This window comes from Streptomyces sp. NWU339, from assembly GCF_003143855.1.
Classification (GTDB): Bacteria; Actinomycetota; Actinomycetes; order Streptomycetales; family Streptomycetaceae; genus Streptomyces.
In genome coordinates, this window is the sequence record NZ_QFRK01000001.1 from 440,279 (window position 1) to 461,706 (window position 21,428).

At 68.9% G+C, this 21,428-nt stretch carries 18 protein-coding genes and 2 tRNA genes; 14 read left to right on the top strand and 6 right to left on the bottom strand.

Features of this window, described 5'->3' with window-relative positions:
- Positions 1–133: 133 nt before the first annotated feature.
- Entirely contained in the window at positions 134–568 is a 435-nt protein-coding gene (locus tag DIZ27_RS48675; RefSeq protein ID WP_109376489.1) for a helix-turn-helix domain-containing protein, read from the bottom strand.
- 294 nt (positions 569–862) lie between these two features.
- The gene (locus DIZ27_RS02045; RefSeq protein ID WP_146228897.1) at positions 863–2,926 is read right to left on the bottom strand and encodes a hypothetical protein; all 2,064 of its coding nucleotides are present in this window, start codon (positions 2,924–2,926) and stop codon (positions 863–865) included.
- A gap of 783 nt (positions 2,927–3,709) precedes the next feature.
- Between DIZ27_RS02045 and DIZ27_RS02050 the strand changes: the two genes are divergently transcribed.
- The gene (locus tag DIZ27_RS02050) at positions 3,710–4,243 is read left to right on the top strand and encodes an NUDIX hydrolase (protein ID WP_109376491.1); all 534 of its coding nucleotides are present in this window, start codon (positions 3,710–3,712) and stop codon (positions 4,241–4,243) included.
- Here DIZ27_RS02050 and DIZ27_RS02055 read toward each other — a convergent pair.
- The gene (locus DIZ27_RS02055; RefSeq protein WP_109376492.1) at positions 4,221–5,561 is read right to left on the bottom strand and encodes a helix-turn-helix transcriptional regulator; all 1,341 of its coding nucleotides are present in this window, start codon (positions 5,559–5,561) and stop codon (positions 4,221–4,223) included. The genes DIZ27_RS02050 and DIZ27_RS02055 overlap by 23 nt on opposite strands.
- Before the next feature lie 125 nt (positions 5,562–5,686).
- Between DIZ27_RS02055 and DIZ27_RS02060 the strand changes: the two genes are divergently transcribed.
- From DIZ27_RS02060 to DIZ27_RS46745, 4 genes are all read left to right on the top strand, one after another.
- The gene (locus DIZ27_RS02060) at positions 5,687–5,917 is read left to right on the top strand and encodes a hypothetical protein (protein ID WP_109376493.1); all 231 of its coding nucleotides are present in this window, start codon (positions 5,687–5,689) and stop codon (positions 5,915–5,917) included.
- 247 nt (positions 5,918–6,164) lie between these two features.
- Complete coding sequence (locus tag DIZ27_RS02065) at positions 6,165–6,608, top strand: hypothetical protein (RefSeq protein WP_109376494.1); 444 nt, start codon at positions 6,165–6,167, stop codon at positions 6,606–6,608.
- Between the two features lie 70 nt (positions 6,609–6,678).
- On the top strand, positions 6,679–7,515 hold the full coding sequence (locus DIZ27_RS02070) for a protein kinase (RefSeq protein WP_109376495.1): 837 nt from the start codon (positions 6,679–6,681) through the stop codon (positions 7,513–7,515).
- A gap of 1,563 nt (positions 7,516–9,078) precedes the next feature.
- A complete protein-coding gene (locus DIZ27_RS46745) occupies positions 9,079–9,204 on the top strand; it encodes a hypothetical protein (protein WP_258308191.1) in 126 nt (41 codons plus the stop codon).
- On the opposite strand, the gene DIZ27_RS02075 is transcribed toward DIZ27_RS46745, so the two are convergent.
- Positions 9,185–9,589 (bottom strand): winged helix-turn-helix domain-containing protein, encoded by a 405-nt coding sequence (locus DIZ27_RS02075; RefSeq protein WP_109376496.1) that lies wholly within the window; start codon positions 9,587–9,589, stop codon positions 9,185–9,187. The genes DIZ27_RS46745 and DIZ27_RS02075 overlap by 20 nt on opposite strands.
- Before the next feature lie 185 nt (positions 9,590–9,774).
- Between DIZ27_RS02075 and DIZ27_RS02080 the strand changes: the two genes are divergently transcribed.
- From DIZ27_RS02080 to DIZ27_RS02115, 8 genes are all read left to right on the top strand, one after another.
- Positions 9,775–10,131 carry a hypothetical protein gene (locus DIZ27_RS02080; protein WP_109376497.1) on the top strand — a complete coding sequence of 119 codons (357 nt, stop codon included), beginning with the start codon at positions 9,775–9,777 and terminating at the stop codon, positions 10,129–10,131.
- Positions 10,128–10,325, top strand: coding sequence for a hypothetical protein (locus DIZ27_RS02085; protein WP_109376498.1), 198 nt, complete (start codon positions 10,128–10,130; stop codon positions 10,323–10,325). The genes DIZ27_RS02080 and DIZ27_RS02085 overlap by 4 nt, the downstream gene beginning before the upstream one ends.
- Positions 10,322–11,740, top strand: a complete 1,419-nt coding sequence (locus DIZ27_RS45535; protein WP_309074834.1) for a cell division protein FtsK — start codon at positions 10,322–10,324, stop codon at positions 11,738–11,740. The genes DIZ27_RS02085 and DIZ27_RS45535 overlap by 4 nt, the downstream gene beginning before the upstream one ends.
- A gap of 46 nt (positions 11,741–11,786) precedes the next feature.
- The gene (locus DIZ27_RS02095; protein WP_109376499.1) at positions 11,787–12,488 is read left to right on the top strand and encodes a DUF2637 domain-containing protein; all 702 of its coding nucleotides are present in this window, start codon (positions 11,787–11,789) and stop codon (positions 12,486–12,488) included.
- Positions 12,489–12,645: 157 nt separating this feature from the next.
- Positions 12,646–14,130 (top strand): replication initiator, encoded by a 1,485-nt coding sequence (locus DIZ27_RS02100; protein WP_109376500.1) that lies wholly within the window; start codon positions 12,646–12,648, stop codon positions 14,128–14,130.
- Positions 14,127–14,309, top strand: coding sequence for a helix-turn-helix domain-containing protein (locus DIZ27_RS02105; protein ID WP_109376501.1), 183 nt, complete (start codon positions 14,127–14,129; stop codon positions 14,307–14,309). Before DIZ27_RS02100 ends, DIZ27_RS02105 begins: the two co-directional genes overlap by 4 nt.
- Positions 14,309–15,592, top strand: a complete 1,284-nt coding sequence (gene xerC, locus DIZ27_RS02110; protein ID WP_109376502.1) for a tyrosine recombinase XerC — start codon at positions 14,309–14,311, stop codon at positions 15,590–15,592. The genes DIZ27_RS02105 and xerC overlap by 1 nt, the downstream gene beginning before the upstream one ends.
- Positions 15,593–15,717: 125 nt before the next feature.
- Positions 15,718–15,912 (top strand): DUF1918 domain-containing protein, encoded by a 195-nt coding sequence (locus DIZ27_RS02115; protein WP_109376503.1) that lies wholly within the window; start codon positions 15,718–15,720, stop codon positions 15,910–15,912.
- A gap of 94 nt (positions 15,913–16,006) precedes the next feature.
- On the opposite strand, the gene DIZ27_RS02120 is transcribed toward DIZ27_RS02115, so the two are convergent.
- Both DIZ27_RS02120 and DIZ27_RS02125 read right to left on the bottom strand, forming a co-directional pair.
- Positions 16,007–16,079, bottom strand: a tRNA-Arg gene (locus tag DIZ27_RS02120).
- A 189-nt stretch (positions 16,080–16,268) separates the two neighbouring features.
- Positions 16,269–16,359: transfer RNA gene (locus DIZ27_RS02125), tRNA-Ser, on the bottom strand.
- A 411-nt stretch (positions 16,360–16,770) separates the two neighbouring features.
- Between DIZ27_RS02125 and DIZ27_RS02130 the strand changes: the two genes are divergently transcribed.
- A complete protein-coding gene (locus DIZ27_RS02130) occupies positions 16,771–21,351 on the top strand; it encodes a PAS domain-containing protein (protein WP_109376504.1) in 4,581 nt (1,526 codons plus the stop codon).
- Positions 21,352–21,428 lie beyond the last annotated feature (77 nt).

The window sequence follows — 21,428 nt, forward strand, 5'->3', positions numbered from 1 at the left end:
AGCTCCCAACCCATGGGCAACCGTAAGCGGCGTGGTTGAGAGTGCCGGCTGCTGATCTGTCAGCCACCACCTTGACGGTGGCTTCGGCAGCCCGGCGAGCACCACACACGCATACGGCAGTGCCGCCTTGGTGTCAGCCCGCGGAGTGGAGATAGCGCTGCACAGTTCTACGGGAGCAACCAAGCTCTTGCGCGATGTCATCGATCCGCCAGCCGTCCCGACCCAGACGAATGGCCGTGAGAGCTCGGTCCGGCAGGAGCTTTGCCCCCTTGGGAAGCCGGAGCATTGCCACGACGCGGTCGCGGTCTGCGGGGCCGAGGCCGCCGTACCAACCGTGACGGGCTTCCGGGTCCTCTGCCCGCAGCGCGAGGGCTAGGCACTCCAAGCGGCCCGCGCAGCCGACGCACCCTGCCAAGGGCCCCTCGGCGGGCCGCTCCCCGTCCATCGGGTGGTAAAGATTCACATCCACGTCCCTGCATGCGGCCCGTGTGGTGTCCGGCGGCTGAGACGACTGGATCAGATCGCGAAGCTCATGCTCGCGGTCGGCGAGAAAGTGCAAGCTGTCCATCGAGTGCTCCAGCTCGGGACCATGTCCGGTCTCCGGTGAATGACCGGGGTGAGCTGGGAGCTGCCCGGCACACCCACTTGATGTCTCCCAGGCCACGCCCGGTGTGACGGCAAGCGGCAGCGGACGCGGTTCGGCCCCAAGGGGTACCGGCTTTCCAGGCTTCGCCCGATAGGCCGGCGTTGCCGCCCTCACCCTGATCAGGTGGGTGGGCCTCGCCGTTCATCCGCGTCGCGTTCCCGGCGCGCGACCGGGTTGCTCTACCTGCCGGGAGGACTCCCGGGAGGCACTAGTGATTCAGGCGGCGTCGTCCTGCGGACAGGTGTCTTCGTCGGCCAGCTGATCACCGAACTCATCGTCCGGCTCGTCGTCTACCTCGTCGTCAAGGTCGGCGTCGAGCTCGTACGGGTCCTCAGCGATGATTCCATGTCGCTGGATGCTTCGTTGCTGCCACACAGGCAGTTTGAACAGGACATCCTGCAGGAGGTTCCGCCACGCCTCGCAGTCACCTCGGTCGGCACCCAGCGAATCGATGGCACGGGTCCCGTCGTCGGCTCGGACCGCCTCCACGGCCTTGACCGCACCCTCGACCGCCTGGATCGATGTGGCCAGGTCGTGCAGAGCGTTCCCGAGAATCTCAGCCGCATTCCGGGGAGCCGGTGTGGGCGATGGACCCTCGCCGACAGGAGGAAACGTACGGCGGAGGTCTGCGTCGGTGACGAGAATGTCGCGGCCGTCGTCGTTCTGGAGGACCTGTCCTGTCTCGTCAACCTTGCGAGTCCTGCGACCCGCCGCAGAGTCGAGAAGAGTCTGCTTCAGTTGATGCACTCCGTGCCGGGTGCTGCGCATACGGTCGATGACCTCGCCTGGGTGCCGACGATCAGGTTGATCGTTGTTTTTCGTGCCGCGGTCACCCGTGAGCTGGCCGTTGATCACCAACGGGTAGGCGCTGCGGGCCGCGAGTTCCCGGGTCGCCACGCCTGGTTCCCCCTTCCCCACCTCCTCGAGCGCGGCTTGAGCGAGCTCCTTCGTCCCACGGAACGTAGCTTCCCAATCCTTGGCCAATTCGCCCGGGAATGCCGACTTCAGGTACTTGCGCATCCGTTCCCGCTTGCGAGAGTCCTCTTCCGAAACCGAGCGCATGACCAGGGAGGAAGCTACGTCGAGCAGCAGCTTGGTGGTGATGTTCTTACGCGTGCTCTGTCCGGTGATGGCGACCCGCACGGCGGCGTGGACCGACTGGTCACGCTCTGCAAAGAGCCGGACAATCGCCGCCGCTCGCACGGCCGGATCGTCGTTGAATCCAGCGGCCTTCGCCTGGTCGGGGGAGAGGGCACCGCGCAGCCAGTCGGCCTTGGCGCCAGTGATCAGTTTCCGCCGCTCGATCTCGTCCACCACGGCGTCGGCAAGCGCCTCGTTCTCCGCAGCCTCACCCCATGGCTTGGGAGAGTCAACGTGCCGGAGCGCGACCAACGACTTCACGGCGACGCCGAAGTCGGCGGTGGTCCCGTCGTGCGGCTCGAAACCGACGAGCAGCAGCGCCGGAAGCCGTTCACAGCGCACGGTGACCGCCACTTCGGGTTCGACCTGCGCCGGGTCGCCCGCGGTCGTGAGCGCCTCATTGAGCTTGCGGATGTGGGAACGCAACTTCGTCGTGTCCCTGATGTAGGGAACGTCGGCAGACCTGAGGTCGAGCAGGTCGTGGGCACACGTCACGCGGCTCGACCCCTCGACGGTGACCGGAACCGTCACCCCGGGAGTGCTGTCCTCGTGCTGAAAGGCCGTCGCGGCCAGCCAGACCTCCGTCATCACTCCCTGGTGCCGGAGGGACTCCCTCCAGTCGTTGTGATCGAGCACGTACTCCTTGGCTAGTTGCGCGGCCCACGCGAGGTGCTCCTGGTTTGCGAGCCGCTGCACGAGTTCCGGGCGCTTCCCTGACGCTGCGATCGGCTCGGCCAGCGGACGGAAGCGTGTGCTCTCGCCGGTCCCGATCAGGTTCGAGGCCGGGTGCCGCCGCGACGGGCCGATCCGCGGGTTCCGCGGGTCCGGGATGACGTGGCGCGCCCATACGTCAGCCCGGATGGCCAAGATCACGCCGCCGGGCACCCGCAGCCGCTCAGGGGACTCCGCCGCCCGGCGGGCAGCGGATGGGTCCACGACTGCCTGTGCAAGGGCCAGTGCTGCGGGGTCGCCCATGGCAAAGTGTTCGATGAGTTTGTCGGCAAGCTTCCGCGTTGCGGACGCCAGCGCAGGCATGGGCAGTGCCTCGACGGGGCGTGGCAGCACAGTTTCGCCCGCGCCAGATGATGACTCCATCAGGTGTTCTCCGATCTTCGTCCCGGTGTCCGTCCAGGCATGCACCTGGACGCCGTGGTCGTCCAGGGAGATCGGTCACGCTGTTTCCCGTTCTCCCCCTCGGCTCGCCCGGGCAAGACCCGATGTGTCCGAGACGGCATCAGCACGCTCGACCGCGCTTCCGAGACGTACCGGCTTCGGCTGCCGGCGTTGTCGCCCACCGCCCCTATGGCGAAGGTGAGGAGCTTGAGTCCGCTGATGTGACTGCCTGAAAAACGCTAGCAGCAGGGGTGACATCCACTCAGCACCTCTTTGTTACATGCCTGTTGGCCACAAAACTGTGCTAGGAGGCATGCCCTGGGGCTGTGCTTCTTTGCCACTGCTCGTCGGATGGTGGCGTTCCGCCGAGTGGTGTGGGCATCCGGACCCTGTTGGCCCGGATGCCCTGTGGCCGGTCGCCACCACCGAGCAACCCGGGCAGCTGCATTAAGCGGAGCAGGGCAGACCACCAGATCGAGCGGGGAACAGCGGGGAACCACGGTGAAAGCAGCCGGGCCCGAGGAGGCCTCATACCGACCGTTCGCGCAGGTCAGCGCCCGAATCAGCCGCAAATGATCGCAGCTTCCCAAGTTGGGGTGATCTGGTGTGCCCCGGGCCCGCAGCAGGGCATACGCCGGCTCGACGACACTCCGCTATTCCCTGAATCCTTTCTCTTGGCGCTTAGCTGCTTCAGCAGGGGTGCGGGGCACGCGCTGGGCATCTCGTCAAGGTGACGTGAAAAGAGCCGAACGTGCGCCCTGCTCCGGATCGGTCTGAGATCCTGAAGACCGATCGAGAGGGGCCGCAGGTATGGAGTGGAAGACCCACGGTGAGCGACAGATCTACACCAACAACTGGGTGAATCTGTGTCTGGTCGACGTCCAGCAGCCCGACGGGCGCAGGTGGGAGTACCACGTCGTCCGCCTCCGGCACTTGGCCGTGGCCGCTGTGGTCAACGACCGCCAAGAGGTCCTGATGATGTGGCGGCACCGCTTCATCACCGAGTCGTGGGCCTGGGAACTGCCCATGGGCCTGGTGGAAGTCGGCGAGACGCCAGAAGAGGCGGCGGCCCGCGAGGTGTTGGAGGAGACGGGCTATCGCCCCGGCGCCATCAAGCCCCTGGTCTACGCCGAGCCGGCCAACGGGATCACCGACTCACAGCACCACATCTTCCGCGTCGACGGCGCCACGTATGCCGGACCGCCCACCGAGAAGAACGAGTCTGATCGCATCGAGTGGATCCCCCTTGCAGAGGTGCGCGGGATGATAGACCGCCGGGAGATCGTGAGCAGTGGATCGCTCGTCGGCCTGCTGTATCTGCTCATGGATGAGGCGATCCGCTGACCGGTGGGAGGAGTGCCCGTAGCCGCGCTTCGAACGCCAGGGCTACGGGCTCCTGCCTGCTCGGGGCCAACTGGTCGTAAAACTCCCTGAGATGCCCAGTCACTCGCTCCGAGGACACCGTGGAAGCGGACTCCAGGGCTTCCGTGGCCGTATGGCACGCCTGGTCAAGCTTGCCCTGGTCCAGCTGTGTCCTCGCCAACCAGAACGAGTGGAACGCACGGCCGCGCTGGTTGCTGCGGTCCTCTCTGCGCAGCGCATCCGCGATCAAGGGTTCGGCGGTCGCGGCCTCACCCAACCGTCCGTGAGCGATGCCTGTGTCGACCAGGAGCTTGGGCTCATCGAAGTAGGTGACCCAGGACGGGTCGGGGTCGCTCGTTCTGATCTGTTCGAAGTGACGGTGTGCCTCCCCGATCGCCCGGTGAGTGGAGTCCCTGGCGCCGAGGGTGGCGTGGGCGAAGGCTTCACGCATGGAGAGCATGGACAGGACGCGTGGCGTCGTGCCGAGAGAAGAGCGGGCCTGGTCCTGCGCGGCGGTCACCAGGGCAAGGGAGTCTGCCGGTTTGTCCTGGTAGGTGGCTTGCAGGCTCATGCAGGCGAGGACGTTGGCCATGAACTGGCGGTCATCGATCTCCTTCGCCAGTTGCAGAGCCTCTGTGAAATACGTGCGGGCCTGGTTGTACTGGCGGGCGTCGAAATAGGTCCAGCCGGTGAGGCGTGCCAGCTCCGCGGCGACTCCGTACAGGCCGTTCTGGATCGCCGGCGCTCGGCTCTCCTTCAAGAGGCCGACGACATAGCGCAACTGGCCGACGATGGCTGGCCGCAGTGCCTCGCCCCCGTGTTGGTTGTCTCGCTTCCAGTAGTCCTCGATCGACGCACGGAAGGCTTCCAGCGTGGCTGTGCTGAGGCTGGTCCGGGTAGTCAGGGCCAAGATGCTGTCCACATCCGGACTCGGCAGGGATTCCGGCGTCTGCTGCTCCGGGTCCGGCTGTTGCGGTGCTTCGCGCTCGGTGACGACGAGAGCCTGGGGCGTTTCCCACGGACGTCGGGCCAGCCCGAGCATGTGTCCCGGGATACGCAAGCCGTCCGCGATGCGCTCGATGACGTCCATGTGCAGCAGCTGGCGGCGGCCCGCGATCACTTCCCCGACTCGGCTGGGCGTCAACTCGCAGCGTCTGGCGACCATCGACGGGTAGATGCCCGCTCTCGTCTTCATCAGCCGGAAGACTCTCGCGAAGTCCCGCACTCGACACGCACTGATCATCTCGGGATCGGTGAGCAGCCTGGCAGGCAGTTCCTGCGGCCGGTCGGCGTCGGGCATTGGGCAAGCTCCCACACTTCGAGGGCTACGCAACGTCGCTGGTTCTCTACTTGCCGCGATGTTACCCAAGTTGGGTAATCAGCCTGACCTTTTAGTCGTGGTCCCTGAATCGCGATGCTCCTTGCATGGCGAGCAACCAGCAGACCAGACCAGGCATCGGTGAACTGGCGAAGGACAGTGCCAAGGGACGTCTCGGCGTCGTCATGGGTGAGGTCGGCGGCCGTGTGCAGATAAGGCCGATCGGCGGCGGCACGGAGTGGGATGCCATGCCGGACAACGTGGTGGCGCCGAGTGCGCGAGAAGAGCTGAGCGCACGCCTGGCCGTCAGGAACGGCAACAGCCGGGATGGGCTGTGATGCGCGCCATCGGGCGGTACGCGGGAGTCCTGTTCATCGTCATGGTCAGCGGGTCGTGTGGCCTGGTGATCGGCATGGCTCTCAGCATCCGCCAGTAGACCGGCCACCCCGGACGGGTGCCAATTCCAAGGCTCCCCACCCCGTCCGGGGCGGTCCTCCAAGCCCGCTCCTGGTCGTAACCGGGCAGGACTCAGCGATCAAAGCGGGTGGTAAATGCCCCGCACCATCTCATACGAGGAGATTGAGCATGACGGCAACGGCGAACGATCAGAGGACCGGTCGCGCGGTGGCTGGCGAGGAGCTGTTCGAGAGCCTCGCCCACTTCGTGGTCGCCCACAACGAGCAGTCGCCCGAGAGGGCCCAGCGGATCGCGGATCAAGCAGTCGCGTTCCTGGTCACGGCGGCCACCGCCACCGTCCCCATGGTCCCCTCGGACGACGTGGACCTCGGCCTGCACGCGCTCATCCTGCACACGAAGGAGTACGCCGAACTCTGCGAGCAGTACGCGGGCCGCTTCCTGCACCACAACCCGAAGCCGGGCGGGGGTGCCCGCGACCCGGAGAAGGTCACCGCTTCCGCTCGCGCCATGAAGGCCGCCGGGTTCATGGTCTTCGACGACCTCTGGACCGTGAACGGTGAGAACCTCGCGCAGTGCGACTCCGACTGCGGGCGACCGTACGGCCAGGCGTAGCACGCGACAACAGCGGCGCGGTCGGCCTGTGCTCGTGGCCGGCCGCGCTCGCCAGGAAGGAGAGGCTCCCTTGTTCGGCCCGATCCCTGAATTGCCGATCGTGGTGCTCGACGCGCTCATGCCCACGGCGCAGCACTTGGTCATCAACCGCCGGGGCTCCACGGTGTGGGAGGTGGAGAGTCATCGAGGGCGGTACGCCGTGAAGCTCGGCTATCCGATCGAGGCGACGCCCGACTGGCCTGCCCAGCCTTGGACCGCTCTTGCGCCCGCTCGCGAGGGGGCCGTTCTGTATCGCCTCGGCTTCGACGACGTCGCGTATGGCGAGTGGGAACGCGGAACGTGGAACTTTCAGCTGTGGCACGAAGGGCCGGACCTGTACCGGCTGTGGGAGCCGTGCCGTCAGCGAGTCTCGTCCGTCGAACCGCACACCGATGTGGCGCTGGGCTGCGTCGAAGCGCTGGCGGAACTTCATGCGAAGGGCTGGGCACACGGTGATGTGCAGCCCGCCCACTTCATCATCGGGCCGGACCGAACCCATCTGATCGACCTTGCCCTTGCCCGGGGCGAACGCATCCCCGAGGGGTACGACTTCCCGTTCCGCGGCTGCCTCGTCCACTACGAGGCTCCAGAGATCGCACGCAGCGTGCTCGCCACTGGCGAAGCCGAACCGACACGGGCAGCCGATATCTACGCCCTCGGGGCCTCCCTGCTCATCTCCGCCACAGGCTGGCGGGCGGTCGAGTACCCCGACGATGCTCCACGCCGTGTGCAGAGAGAGGCGGTGGCGAGTGGTCGGCGACGGCGTGTGAAAGTCCCCGGTGAGCTGGGCGAACTGATCGACGCGATGCTCAGCACTGCCCCGGAGGACCGCCCCACCATCTACGAAGTGGGTAAGGCCCTGAGCTGATCCCGAACCCACGGCTCGTCCTCCGCGCCTCATGCGACGGAGGCCAACAACAAGAGGCCGGACCACCCCTCAGCCTGGACAGCAATCCGGGGTGGTCCGGTCGCGGAATCCCTGATCAGGACCCCGGTGCCGATGGTACCGGGGCAGTCGGCGTGCTCGGATACGGGTGCGACTGCAACTCCGGTCCCCTGTTGCTGAGTTAGAGAGGATCACTGTTGCGGTCCGGCGACCTGAATCCCAGTTCTGACCTGAGCCACCGAAAGTCAGCCACGATGGCGGGCGTGCCGACCGAGCACCCGTCACGTGTGTTTCCAGCAACCCCCCGCCGACCTCAGCCACGCTTCTTCGATTCGTCACGGCCCTCGCCTCCATCCCGGCCTGGGCGTTGTCGACGTAGATGCCTTACGCATGGGCGTGCCTGCGGCTTTGCGCTCTGTCGGCTGCGGAGCGTGGGCCGGTGGGGTGGAGGGGACCCGCTTGATCGGTGTCGGCCTGGTCCTGGTGCTCGGACTGGTCGGGCTGCTTCCTGGTCTGGCTGTCCGCCTTGCTGGTGCTGCGCGCTGAGCGGGTGGGGGCCGGCGCAGCGGTGGCGGAGACAAGGAGCGGCGGCGGCCCTTGGCCGCCAGCGCGCGCGGACCGCCGTAGGCGGGCCGCCTTGATCCAGTAAAGAAACTCTGAACAGCTCCGGCGCGCTGGGCCTTGGTGCGTCATGCGGCCATGCGCTGTCCGCGCCTTCCCCATCGGCTCCGCCGCTTCGGCACCGCTTCGGACACTTATAGATGCATTGCCTCCTATTAGTTCCGGCGGTCGGCGGAATCTATCCACAGGTTGGCCGGTCCAGGGTTGGACCTGTGGATAAGCCGACGCCTTCGTTGTGCGCCCGCGATCGTGGTCGCCCCTTCGCGGTCGGCGGTGTGGTCGGCGGCGAGTGGTGGGCCAGCACGGAATCCCTGACAAGCAGTGATAGGGGTCACATGAAGAAGGTGGCGGGGAGCGTCACACCAGGGCGGGATTTTCCACCCGTAGCAAATGAAGGCGGGGATCGCCGACCACTGCGGAGGTGTCCGCTTTCGGTGATCTGCTGTCGCACACGCCGATGTCCGGCATGACTGAGCCCAAGAGAGGCGGAGCAGTGAGCGGGATCACATCGACTTGGTGTCACGCGAGACCCGAGAAACCAACCTCTATGGGCGCCCTCCGAGACGGGGCGGCTGAACATAGCCGACGATCGCCGGTTACCCAAACCGGCGATTTTCCAGACTATTGAGGCACTGCCCGGATGACAAGAAAGGACGACTGGCGGTGAGCGCGCAGCGATACGGGCCCGCCCGGCGGGACGCGAATGAAGGTTGTTGCCCGTCCGACGGGAGCCCGGAGCTGTGTGCCGCGCACCTGTCCGGTTCGGCCGATAGACCTGACTCAACAGCCGCGATGACGGCTTGCCGAGTGGTTCAGGCAAGCCCTGATCCGGCGGTGGTTGACCGCTGGGCAAGCCTTCGGACAAGCCCTCAGCGGTTGGCTGCACTCGATACGCGACAACGGCACAACAACGAACGGGTGGACATGACCAAGCACGAGGCGGCGCTTATCGCGGCGAAGCTCAAGAAGGTCGAGGAAAAGGTGGCGCTGCTGGAGGACCTGGCGCGTCGCGTCCTCGAAAAGGAGGCCGCTACTTCTTCGCCTCGCTGATGCCTAGCCGCTCCATAAGGACGTCGATCACGTTGTCCAGTCGAGTGCTTAGGGCATCGATTCGTTCGGATAGTTCGAGGTATTCCGGCGTGGGCATGTGCCCGCTGCCTGCCGTCGCGGGAGTGCCGGCCTTCGGGTCGGCCCCTGCGGGGAGGGGGTCCGCGACGAAGTTGCCCCGACCCGGCATGGTGTGGATCAGCCCTTCGTCGCGCAACATGCGCAGGGCGGAACGCGCGGTCATGTTCGCGATCTCGTAGGTCGCCTCCAGGTCGCGGGACGAAGGGACCCGCTCCCCCGGCTTGAGGCGCCCGGAGCGGATTTGCCGTCGTAGTTCCTCGGCCACCAAGCGGTACGGCGGAGTGTCGGAATCCTTGGGCAGCTTCATAGCCCGAGGGTAGCGGGCCTGGCTCGCTTACCGCAGTAAGACCTTGATGCACCCCTGCTTCTGTACGACTCCCGTACGAAGTAGGTGCGATGTGCGCTAGGCGCTTGACGCACCTATCGGAGATAGTGCACAGTTGATCTCGCTTCGCCGCCCGGCGGAGCACCTGCCGAAAGGACGTAACACCCATGGCTCGTATCCGTGTTGGCCTGCACTCCACCGCGTCGTTCATGGTCGGCACCCTGCCGGTGCCGAAGTACGCGGACGCTGAGAAGACCCAGTTCGCCACCGACCGCGAGACCGGCGCGAAGCTCTACACGATCACCCTCTTCTTCATGGAGGAGGGCCGCGCCGAGGCGATGAAGATCACCGTTCCGGAAACCGGTCTCCCCAACGGGCTGAAGCCGGGCATGCCGGTGATGCCGGTGGAGTTGTTCGCCACCCCGTGGGCCCGGATCTTCAACGGTCAGCTCTCGGACGGCATCGCCTACCGCGCTGACCGCCTGGACCTGGCCCTCCCTGCCCCTGCCGCTGACGCGGCGTGACCGGCACCGTCGACGCCTCCCGCACCTGCCGCGACGACATGCTTCGGCGCGTCGCGGCGGTGTGGGAGCGCGAGAGCTACCCGCCCGGTGAAGCCCTCGCTCGCGCGGAGATCTGCCTCATCATCACCGGGCCTCCTGTCCCCTGGGCCGATCGCGTGGCCGCACTCCGTAAGCAAAGGAAGGAAGCGAAGTGACCCTGCACGACATGAGCGAGGTGATGGGCTACGCCCCGGTTCTGGTAGGGGTGGGATTGGCAGGTCTCGTCGCATGGGCTTCCGTGTGGGTGGTCCGCTACCTGCTGGCCGACACAATGATGCGGGCCAGCATCCGGCAGGCCATACGGGTGCGCCGGATCTGGAAGCGGTTCGCTCCCATGGCGGGGCTGTCCGTGACGGACAAGACCCCGACCGCGATGGCGTCACTGTCCAACACGGACGGCAAGCCGCCCAAGCCCCGGGTGTTGACACCGACCCTGCAGGTGAGGCCCGACCCGTTCGGCGTGGTCGTGAGGGCCGGTTGCCTGCCGAAGGTGGGGCTGGAGGAGTTCCAGAAGGCTGCGCCCTACTTGGCGGACGCCTGGCGGTGCACGCGGGTGTCCGTCTCCCAGGACAAGCCAGGCCACGTCCTCATCCGCGGGGTGCGGGTGGACCCGTTGATCACCAAGACCTCCCACACGCCCACCGGGAAGGTGCCGGAGGAGCTGGCGACGTGGAACCTGGGGGTGGACGAGTACGCCCAGGCGGTGAGTGTCGACCTGGCGGAAGTGCCGGGCGTCACCGTGGCCGGCCTGCCCGGCTTCGGGAAGACCTCGCTGATCAACCGGTTCATCTGCGACTGCGCACCCTCCCCGGCGGTTCAGATCGCGGTGGCGGACGGCAAGGTGATGGCTGCCCACGAAGGCGACTACGCCGACCTCATGGGCCGCCTGTTCGCCTTCGTCGGAAGCGATCTGAAGGAAGCCAACGCCCTTTTCTGGAAGCTCGTGCGGCTGCGCCGCGCCCGGTCCACCGCGATCAAGACCGTGCTCGGCCGCAAGGACATGTGGCACGGTGGCCCGTCTGTCGCCTGGCCGTGGGTGGTGCTGATCATTGATGAGGCGCACACCTACTTCCGCGACCACAAGGGCTCCGACAAGGAGACCAAGCAGCTCGCCGCACTGGCCGCGCAGAACGCCCGGCTGGTGGAGGAGCTGGTGAAGATGGGCCGCTCGGTGGGCATCCTCGTCATCCTCGCCACGCAGAAGAGCACGGGCGACGCAATCCCGACCTTCATCCGCGATGTGTGCCCAGTCGGCCTGTCCTTCGCGCAGAAGACCACTGACGCGGCCGTGGCCGCCCTCGGCGACGACATCCGCGACTGGCCCGATGCCAGCCCGACCCTGCTGCAGGAGCCGGCCTACGTCGGCGTGGCGGTCATGAAGACCAACGGGCGGAAGGGCTTCACCCGCCTGCGCACCCCGTACGTCGGTGAGGACGACTCCGCCCACGTCGCCGCCCGGACGGCCCACCTCACCGCCGACCCGGCCGACCTGCTCGCCGCCCAGTTCCCCGGCATCGACCTCACCAAGGACGACCCGGACGACGACTCCGTACCGCCGCTGGCGGCCTGACCACAACGCCCGTTACAGGCTGACCTTTGAAAGGAGGTGAACCCCTGTGTCTGAGGACCGGATCACCCAGCGCACCGTGACCGTGGTCATGGTCATCATCGCCCTCCTGGCGTTCGTCTTCTCCTTTGGCAACGTCTGGGCCCTGGCGCTGCGCCTGGGCGTCCCCGCCCCCATCGCACCCCTGATCGCCCCCATGGTCGACCTGTCGGTGGTCGGGCTCCTGGTCGCCCTGCGCTATCTGTCCCTGCGCGGTGTCCCGCCCGAGCAGATGAAGGCGGCCACCCGGCTGATGCACTTCTCCGGATTGCTGACCCTGGCCCTCAACGTCGCCGAACCCATCGTCGCCGGGCACTATGGCCGCGCTGCCGTCGACGCCGTTGCCCCCTTGCTCCTCCTGGGCTGGGGAGCTGTCGGCCCACAGCTCCTGCGCTCCTTTCACACAGTCGCCGTCAATGCGGCCGACCTGGCCTCCGCTGTCGATCCGGAACCAGCCCGAACGCCCGACCTGGCCCCGGCCGAGCCGGAACCCTCCCCGACGCCGGCACCGCCCGTCATGCCGGAACCGGCCCCGGCCACTCCGGCCCCGGCCGCCCCTGCCATCAAGGTTCCTGAGTCGCTGCTCACCGAAGCACGCTCCATCGCCGCGGCCCACCACTCCGAACACGGCAACCCCATCACGGCGGCTCAGCTCAAGATGCGGCTCGGCATCGGCCTGCCCATGGCCACCGCCCTCCACGCCGCCCTGTAGCGCCGCCCCATCTGCCGGCCATCCCGGCATTTCCCGCCCTCGCCCGCCTCTGGGCCCGATCCGTCATGCCTGCGGGCAGCAGCCCGGACGCCTTCGCCAGCAACCGGCTGCTGCCCGCGGGTCCCACCCTCGCGCCAGAAAGGAGACCTCACCACTCATGCGCCGCCCCCTCGACCTACACCACGTGATCAGCCCCGGCCTGCGGGACCTGATCGAGCTGGCCAACACCCACGACTTCGACCGCGTACAGCAGCAGGTCCGCGACCTGCGCGGCTGCACCAGCCCCGTCAACCTCCACGGCTGGACCGTCACCACCGACCAGACCACCAAGGAAGTAGTCCGCTCCTACCGTTCCGAGGACGAACCCTCCGGACGCCTGCTGACCACCTGTGGCAACCGCCGCGCCTCCCGCTGCCCCGCCTGCTCCCGCGTCTACGCCGCCGACACCTACCACCTGATCAAGGCCGGACTGTCCGGCGGCAAGAACGTCGCCGAAACCGTCCGCGACCACCCCCGCGCCTTCGTCACCCTCACCGCCCCCTCCTTCGGCCCCGTTCACAACCGCCCCACCACCAACGCGGGCAAGCCCCGCCCCTGCGCCTGCGGCGACACCCACACCGAAGACGCCCCGGAACTCGGCACTCCGCTGAACCCGGCAACGTACGACTACACCGGTGCCGTGCTCTGGAATGCCCACGCCGGACAGCTCTGGGCACGCTTCACCACCTACCTGCGCCGCGCCCTGGCCGAACACCTCGGCATGACACAGAAGGCGCTCAACGCCGCCCTGCGTGTCTCCTTCGCCAAGGTCGCCGAGTACCAGAAGCGCGGCCTGGTCCACTTCCACGCCGTGATCCGCTTCGACGGACCCGGCGGCCACACCACCCCACCCCCGCCCTGGGCCACCTTCGACGCCCTGAGCGCTTCTGTGGGCCTGGCCGTCGAGCGTGCCCGGCTCACCGTCGAGTCCGACGCCATCGGCGAACGCGTCATCTCCTGGGGCCGCCGCTACAAGGTTGACCCGATCACCGCCCTGGGTGACGGCGAACTCACCGACGCCAGGGTTGCCGAGTACACAGACGCCAAGGTCGCCGGATACGTCGCCAAGTACGCCACCAAGAACGCCGAGGGCGCCGGCACCGTGGACCGCACCCTGATATGTCGCCCCTGCGGCGGACGCGGCTACGTACGCGGTCCCGACCGCTTCCACGACCGGTGCACCGACTGCGACGGCACCGGCCAGGCCGAACCCATCAAGGCCCTGCCCGTCCAGCAGCACGTACGGCAGATGATCCGCACCGCCTGGGCCCTCGGTCACCTGCCGGAGTTCGCCGACCTCAAGCTCTGGAAGTGGGCCCACATGCTCGGCTTCCGCGGCCACTTCTCCAGTAAATCCCGCGCCTACTCCACCACCCTCGGCGCACTCCGTGACGTACGCCGCGCCTGGCGCCTCGCCCAGGCCGAAGCCGCACGTGTCCGCGCCGGTCGTTCCACCACCGACGAGATCACCCTCGTCACCTCCTCCTCGTGGACCTATCTCGCCAGCGGCTACCGCCCCGGCGAAGAACTCCTCGCCGCCCAGGTCCGCCACGACATCGCCCACACCCAGCGCCTCAAGCAGGAAGGAGTGGTGCCCGTATGAAGACGGCCGTACTCACCGTGGACCAGGTCGCCGAGCACCTCGGCATCAGCCGCTGGAAGGTCCACGACCTGATCCGCTCACGCGAACTCGCCTCCTTCAAGATCGGCCGCTGCCGCCGCATCAGCGAAGCCGCCTTGGACACCTACGTATCCCTCCGCACCGAACAGGAAGCAGCCTGATGGCCACGCCGAAGAAGAACGCCAACAACGAGGGCACCCTCTACCAGCGCAAGGACGGCCGTTGGGAGGGCAGTGCATACGTACTGACGACGGACGGCACGTACAAGCGGCGCAGCGTCTACGGCAAGACCTGGGACGAGGCGCACGAGAAGTTGACCAAGCTCAAGGCCGACTCCCTCAACGGCCTCCCGATCTCCACCAGCAAGATGACGATCGCCGAGTACCTGACGTACTGGCTGGTGAACGTCGCCAAGGGCAAGGTCCGCAGAACGACATACGTCAACTACGAATCGCTCGTCCGCAACTACGTCACGTCCGAGTTCGGCAGGAAGAAGCTGGCCCGGCTCACCGCCCGCGACATCCGGGCCTTCCTGACCAAGACGGCGGCCACCTGCCAGTGCTGCGCACAGGGCAAGGACAAGAAGCGGCCTGAGCACAAGCGGCGCTGCTGCGCCCTCGGCACGTGCTGCAAGAAGCTTCCCTCTGATCGGACCGTGCGCTTCCTGCTGGTGATCCTGCGAGCCGCCCTCCAGCACGCCGTACGTGAGGACGAGCTGCCCCGCAACGTGGCCCGGAACGTGGAGCTGAGCATGGGAACGAAGCGCGAGATCGAACCGCTCACGGCCAAGGAGGGGCGTCAGCTTCTGATGGCGGCCCGGGACAACCGGCTGTGGGCCGTGTACGAACTGGCGGTTCGCATCGGCCTGCGCCGGGGTGAGGTGTTGGGGCTGCGCTGGTCAGACATGGATCTTCACGAAGGCGTCCTCACCGTCCGGCAGGCCCTCCAGCGGGTCGGCGGCGAGCTACTGATCGTCGCGCCTAAGACTCAGCGCTCGGCCCGCCGCGTCGCCCTGCCGGCCGAGTGCGTGACGGCGCTCCGTGCGCAGCGCGCACAGCAGGTGGCCGACCGGAAGGCCGCCGGTGCCAACTGGAAGGGCACGGGACAGGGCCTCGTCTTCACCACGAAGAACGGAACGCCTATCGAGCCGCGCAACCTGAACCGGTCCTTCGAGACCCTGTGCCTCCGCGCCGGGGTCCGCAAGGTCCGCTTTCACGATCTGCGCCACACTTGCGCCTCGCTCCTGCACGAACAGGGTGCCGACGCCCGCATGATCATGGAAGTCCTGGGTCACAGCTCCATCCGCGTGACCATGGACATCTACACCTTCGTGCGACTCGATTCCCAGCGCTCCGCCTTCGACCGGGTCGGGGATGCCCTGAGGAGTGACGGCAACGGGCCGGACGATGACGACGGCACGGCCGGTGTCCTCGTAGCCGTCTGATCGGCCCTGCACCCGCCTTCTGGCTTTGTTGTCACCGGTTAGGTCGAACTGGCGGCGTCGGCCGTTCGGACACGGCGACTCGCTGGGTAGGGCAGAAGAGGGTAGATCGACAGAAAGGTGCCAGCGTGCAGGCGAGTGTTGGTGACAGGCTTCTTGTTCACGGCCGGGTCGTGGGGCAGCAGGATCGCACCGCAGAGGTCATCGAGGTGCTCGGTGCTGATGGGAGCCCTCCCTACCGGGTTCGTTTCGAGGACGGTCACGAGACGGTGATGAGTCCTGGCCCGGACACAGTCGTCCGTCCTTTCGCGCCCGAGGGGTAGGCAGCCCCCGCCCCTGGCGGTTGCCGTCAGAGACTGCCGTCAAGGCAAAAGCCAGAGGCCCCGTGGATCTCTCCACGGGGCCTCTGACCTGCTGTGCACTCGGCAGGATTCGAACCTGCAACCTTCTGATCCGTAGTCAGATGCTCTATCCGTTAAGCTACGAGTGCCTGTGTCTTCAGTTTTCTCGCCGCTCCCGGGCCCGCTGGGCTCGCTCGCGGCGACAGGAAGAACATTACATGACCGCCGCCGTCATGTGAAATCCGTTTGGCTCACCCCTTGTGACCTGCGAAAACAAGGACGGAGGGCCGGGAATACGACGAAGCCCCGGTCGGGTGGACCGGGGCTTCGAAACGGTGCGGAGGCGGAGGGATTTGAACCCTCGATGGGCTTTAAGACCCAAACCGCATTAGCAGTGCGGCGCCATAGACCGGACTAGGCGACGCCTCCGTGCACAACCTTCCGCGCGCGAGCGCGGATCAAGTGGTGCGTGCCGATGATGACACAGTCATGCGTGCCGTCACCAATCGCCCCCCACGGTACTAGGCAGGGTGGCCACAGAGCAAAGCTCTTCCGACCGGCGAGTGGCGGGCGCGTCGCCGGCGCGGTGGGGGGGCCGGATCGGCACATCGGGGGAAAGGCGTAGAGGTCCCGCAACGGTTCGGGCGGCGTCGGTGCAGGCCGGTGTCGGTGCGCGGCAATGCGAGCGTCACATCCCCGTCACGTTACGTGCGACCTCGGTCTCATCCGGCATCGCGAGCGCAATCCCAACCCTTAGACTCCCTCGGGTGACACGTTGCGGGCCGGTTGGCAAGATGGCCCGCGCGGTCGGCACGTAGCGGAACAGGGAGGAAGCGTCTCGTGAGCAGCAGGCCATCCCGAGGCACTGCTCGCCTCGCAGCCATACTGGACGCGCTTCCCGACGCCTTGGTGCTGGTCAACGCCAACGGGACGGTCGTCAACGCCAACACCATCGCCCTCGAGGCGTTCGAGACGCCGGGCACGGCGCTGGTGGGGCGCGGGCTGCTCGACCTGCTGCCGCAATTCGACTCCAAGCTCATCCCCGGTTCCATGCGCCGGCCGGACCACATCGACCCGCGGGCCCGTACCAAGCCGACGCGCATGGTCGCCCGGCGGACCGACGGGACCGAGTTCCCGGTCGAGGTCACCAGTGCGAATCTGGAGACCGGCCAACAGGCCTACGACAATTACGGCTACACCGGTGACGAACTGCTGATGCTCGTCGTACGCGATCTGTCCGGCACCGTCGACACCGAGGCCGAGCTGGCGCGTTCGCAGCGGCAGACCGAGATGATCCTGCGGGCCGCCGCGGAGGGCGTCGTCGGGACGGACACCGACGGACGGATCGTCCTGGTCAACCCGGCCGCCGCCCAGATACTGGGGCACCGGGCCAGTGACCTCGGCGGGCGCGAGCTGCACACCCTCGTCCTCCACTCGCGCGCCGACGGCTCGCCCTTCCCCTACGGCGAGTCCCCGCTCGCGGACACCCTGCGCTCCGGGCGCAAGCACCGGGTGCGCGGGCAGGTGCTGTACTCCAAGAGCGGCGACAAGGTGCCGGTCGACCTGACGACCGCGCCGGTGCGTGACGGCGACCAGCTCGTCGGCGCCGTCATGACCTTCACCGACCGGCGGCCCTATGACGCAGTCGTCAAGGAGAAGGAGGAGGCCGAGCGGCAGCACACCGAGGAGCTGGAACGGCTCGCCGAGGAGCACGCCTCCGAGCTCACCGCCCTGCGCCAGAAGCACGTCGGCGAGCTGGAGGAGCTGCGCGAGGCGCACACCGAGGAACTCGCCGCGAACGAGGAGCGGTACGCCGCGCTCGGCGAGCGGGAGAAGGACCGCTACGAGGCCCTCTCCGGCCGGCACGAACAGCTCCTCACCCTGCTCGGGCAGTCGCTCAGGAGTCCACTGGAGGAACTGCGCCGCGAACTGACCGCGCTCGCCTCGGACGACGCCGGCCAGCTGTGGCCCGAGGCCAACCAGGTGCTCCACCACCTGTCGGCCGGCTACTCCCGGATCACCACCCTCATCGACAACGTCCTCGGCTACCAGCGGCTCGACGCCGGGACGGAGGGGATCACCCGTACGAAGGTGATGCTCGACGCCGTCGTCGCCGCCGGTGTCGACGGGGCCGTGGAGCTCATCGGGCCGGGCCGGGTGCAGTTCGCCGTGCACGCGCCGCCCATCGAGGCCGAGGTCGACTCACGGCTGCTCGCCACCGCCCTCGCGCATCTCGTCGCGGACGTCGCGGGCGTCGACGCCACCGGCAACACTCGCGTGTCGGCGGGCGGTTACCTGGACAACACGGTCGTGGTCGCGGCGGCGCAGCGCGGTGAGGTCGTACGCCTCGAGGTGCGCGGGCCGTACAGCGGTGGCGATCCGGTGCACGAGCCGATCGTGCGCGGGATCGTACGGGCGCACGGAGGTGTGCTGCAGACGCACGAGGTGCCGGGGATGAGCGGCAGCGCGTTCGTCCTCGAGGTGCCCATCGGGGGCGGAGCCGGGGCCGTCGCCGCGGGTCAGGGACAGCTCGCGCTGACTTCCGGGGGGCCTGCGGAGGTTCCGGAGGAAGCTCCGGTGCCGGTGTCGGTGCCTTCGCAGGGATCGGGACCGGGATCGGCGTCGGCGGACGCCTCGGTTGAGGAGGCCGGTTCGGCCCCGGGCGGTCAGCGGGGTTCCGGTGGCGGGCGGCGGAGGGCCCGGCGGGCCTCGGTGGACGCGTTCCTGGAGAGCGGGGTGCCGGGGGCCGAGGACGACTCCGGCTCCGGTGCGGAGGCCGCGGCGCCCCCCACCGGTCGGCGCAGGCGCCGGGCGGCGGCCGCGGCGGAGCCCGCGCAGCTTCCGGCTCAGGCGTCCGGTGAGGGCGCGGTGGTGGTGTCCGGCGGGACCGGACGGCGTCGTGGGCGACCGGCCGAGGGCGCGGAGGCCGCTGCCGCCGTACCGGGTGCGAGTGCGGCCGGTGCGGTCGGTGGGGCTGTCGTCACGGCCGCCGAGTCCGCGGCGGGGTCCGCCGCCTCGAACACGGGGCTGGGCGGGACCGTACCGCCGCAGGGAGTACCCGTCCCCTCCGGAGGGCTGCGCGCCGGACAGGCCTCCGGTGAGCAGCACGCCCTGCCGCCCGCGTTGCCCGCTGTGGGCGGTGCGGACGGAACGGCACAGGCCGCTCAGGGCCAGGACCAGGTGCAGGAGCAGGAAGAACAGCCTCAGTCGACCGGGCGGCGTCGGCGGGCGCTGGCGGCGGCCACCGAGCGGGCGGCGGCGCAGGAGGCCGCGCCCCGTACGGTGTTCGCGCTGCCGCCCGCCGAAGCGGACCAGGGGGAGCAAGCCGGGGTGGCCGAGGGTCCGCAGGAGGGCCCGGTGCCGGTGCCACTTCCCGGACCGGCCGCTTCCGGTGACGCCCTGTTCGACGGGCGCCATGACGCCGTCCCGCACGACCAGGCCGACGATCACACCCCGCCGCAACCGCATCCCACCAGCGCCCCGACGGGCCGACGCCGTCGCGCCGTCGCCCAGCCGGCCGAGCAGGGCGCGGGCCTTGCGCCGGTGCCGGCCCCGGCGCCGGTCCCGGTTCCGGCTCAACCGGTGGCGCCCGTGCAGGCTGCCCCGATTCCCCCGCAGGGCATGCCCGTACCGCCGCAGGGCGCGGCCCTTCCGTCGGCCGTTCCGCCCCAGGGCGAACCCGTGCACGGTCGGGGCGCCGCCGTCCCCGGACAGATGCCCCAGGTGCAGGCACCGGCACAGACACAAGCGGTACAGCCACCGGCACCGGCACCGGCACCGGCACCCCACGATCAGCCCCAGGTGGCCTCCGGCGGTCAGCCGATGCCCCAGCCCGCCGCGCCGGTCCCGGCACAGCCCGCCGCCCCGGCCGCGGAGCAGCCCGCTTCCGTCGCCCAGCCGCTGCCCGCCGAGGCCGCGCCGGGTCAGGGAACTCCGCCCGACGGCGCCCCGGCCGCGCAGCCGCCGTGGCCCGCCGCCGGCGCCCCCGTCCCGCCGCAAGGTGCCCCCGTGCCGCCGAGCGGTGTGGCGGCGCCCGCACCGGGCGCCCCGCTGCCTCCCGAAGCCACACCCGCGCCCGTGCCCGGGCAGCGGGCTGCTCAGCCTCAGCCTCAGCCGCTACCGGTAGAGACGCCGGCGCCGACGGCACCGGTGGACCCGAACTCGACGCAGGGGCGTGCGTTCAGCGTGCGCACTCTGGGGCAGGGTGTGCCGTTCACCCGACAGGCCGTCCAGGTCCAGCAGCCGCTGCCGACGGCCACGCCTCCCCCGCATCAGCCGGGCGGCTCGGGCCGTCGCCGCAAGCTCGGCACGCGTACCGCCCCGGCCGCGGACCACGAACAGGGCGCGCGCCCGCACGCGACGGCCGACTCCGCCCCCGCCCAGCGGCAGGCGCAGGCAGCGCCCCAGGCACCCGCGCGCGCACAGACACCGGCACAGGCACCGGCACAGGCGCAGCCCCAGCAGCCCCAGGCGCAACCCCCGTCGCCCCCGCAGTCGCCCCCGCTGTCGCAGCCGCAGCACTCGCCCGCCGGGCAGCCACTACTCACGCCGACGACCGAGGGCACGGGACGCTCGTACGCGATAGGGGCGCCGGACGCGGACGCGGCCGAGGGCCCCGAACCGCTGGACGGGCCGGGCGGGGCCGTCGAGGTGGCGGATCCCCCGCGTCCGCAGCCGATGGACGACGAACTGCCGCCGGAGCCGTTGGACAACCCGCGTCGGCTGCTGGTGTGGCCCGCGCCGGACGTCGCCACGCAGCAGGCGCTGAGCGACCGCGGCTACCGGCCGGTGATCGTGAACTCGCGCGAGGAGGTCGACGCACAGATCGCGGCGTTCCCCGCCGCGCTGTTCGTGGACCCGCTGACCGGGCCGATCACCCGGACGGCGCTCCAGTCACTGCGGAAGGCTGCGGTGGCCGCCGAGGTTCCGGTGCTGGTCACGGCCGGCCTGGGGCAGGCGTCGCGCGATGCCGCCTACGGCGCCGACCCCGCCGTACTGCTGAAGGCCCTCGCGCCGCGTGACAGCGAGCAGCACCCGCCGCGGGTGCTGCTGATCGAGGAGCACGCGGAGATCGCGCTGGCACTGACCGCGACGCTGGAGCGGCGCGGTATGCAGGTCGCGCGGGCCGCGGGCGACGCGGACGCGGTGACGCTGGCGGGGCAGTTCCGGCCGAACCTGGTGGTGATGGACCTGATGCAGATGCGTCGGCAGCAGACCGGGTCCGCCGGGATCATCGACTGGCTGCGGGCGAACGGGCAGCTCAACCGCACCCCACTCGTCGTCTACACCGCCGCCGTCGGACAGGCCGACCTGCCGCGGCTGGCCTCCGGCGAGACGGTGCTGTTCCTCGCGGAGCGGTCCACGAGCGACGAGGTGCAGGACAGGATCGTCGACCTGCTCGCCCGTATCGGCACCAACTGAGCGACGGCGTGAGCCGGGTGGGACGGGCCGAGGTTCGTCCGTCCCCACCCGGCGCGGCTGTGGTGCGTAACGGCGTC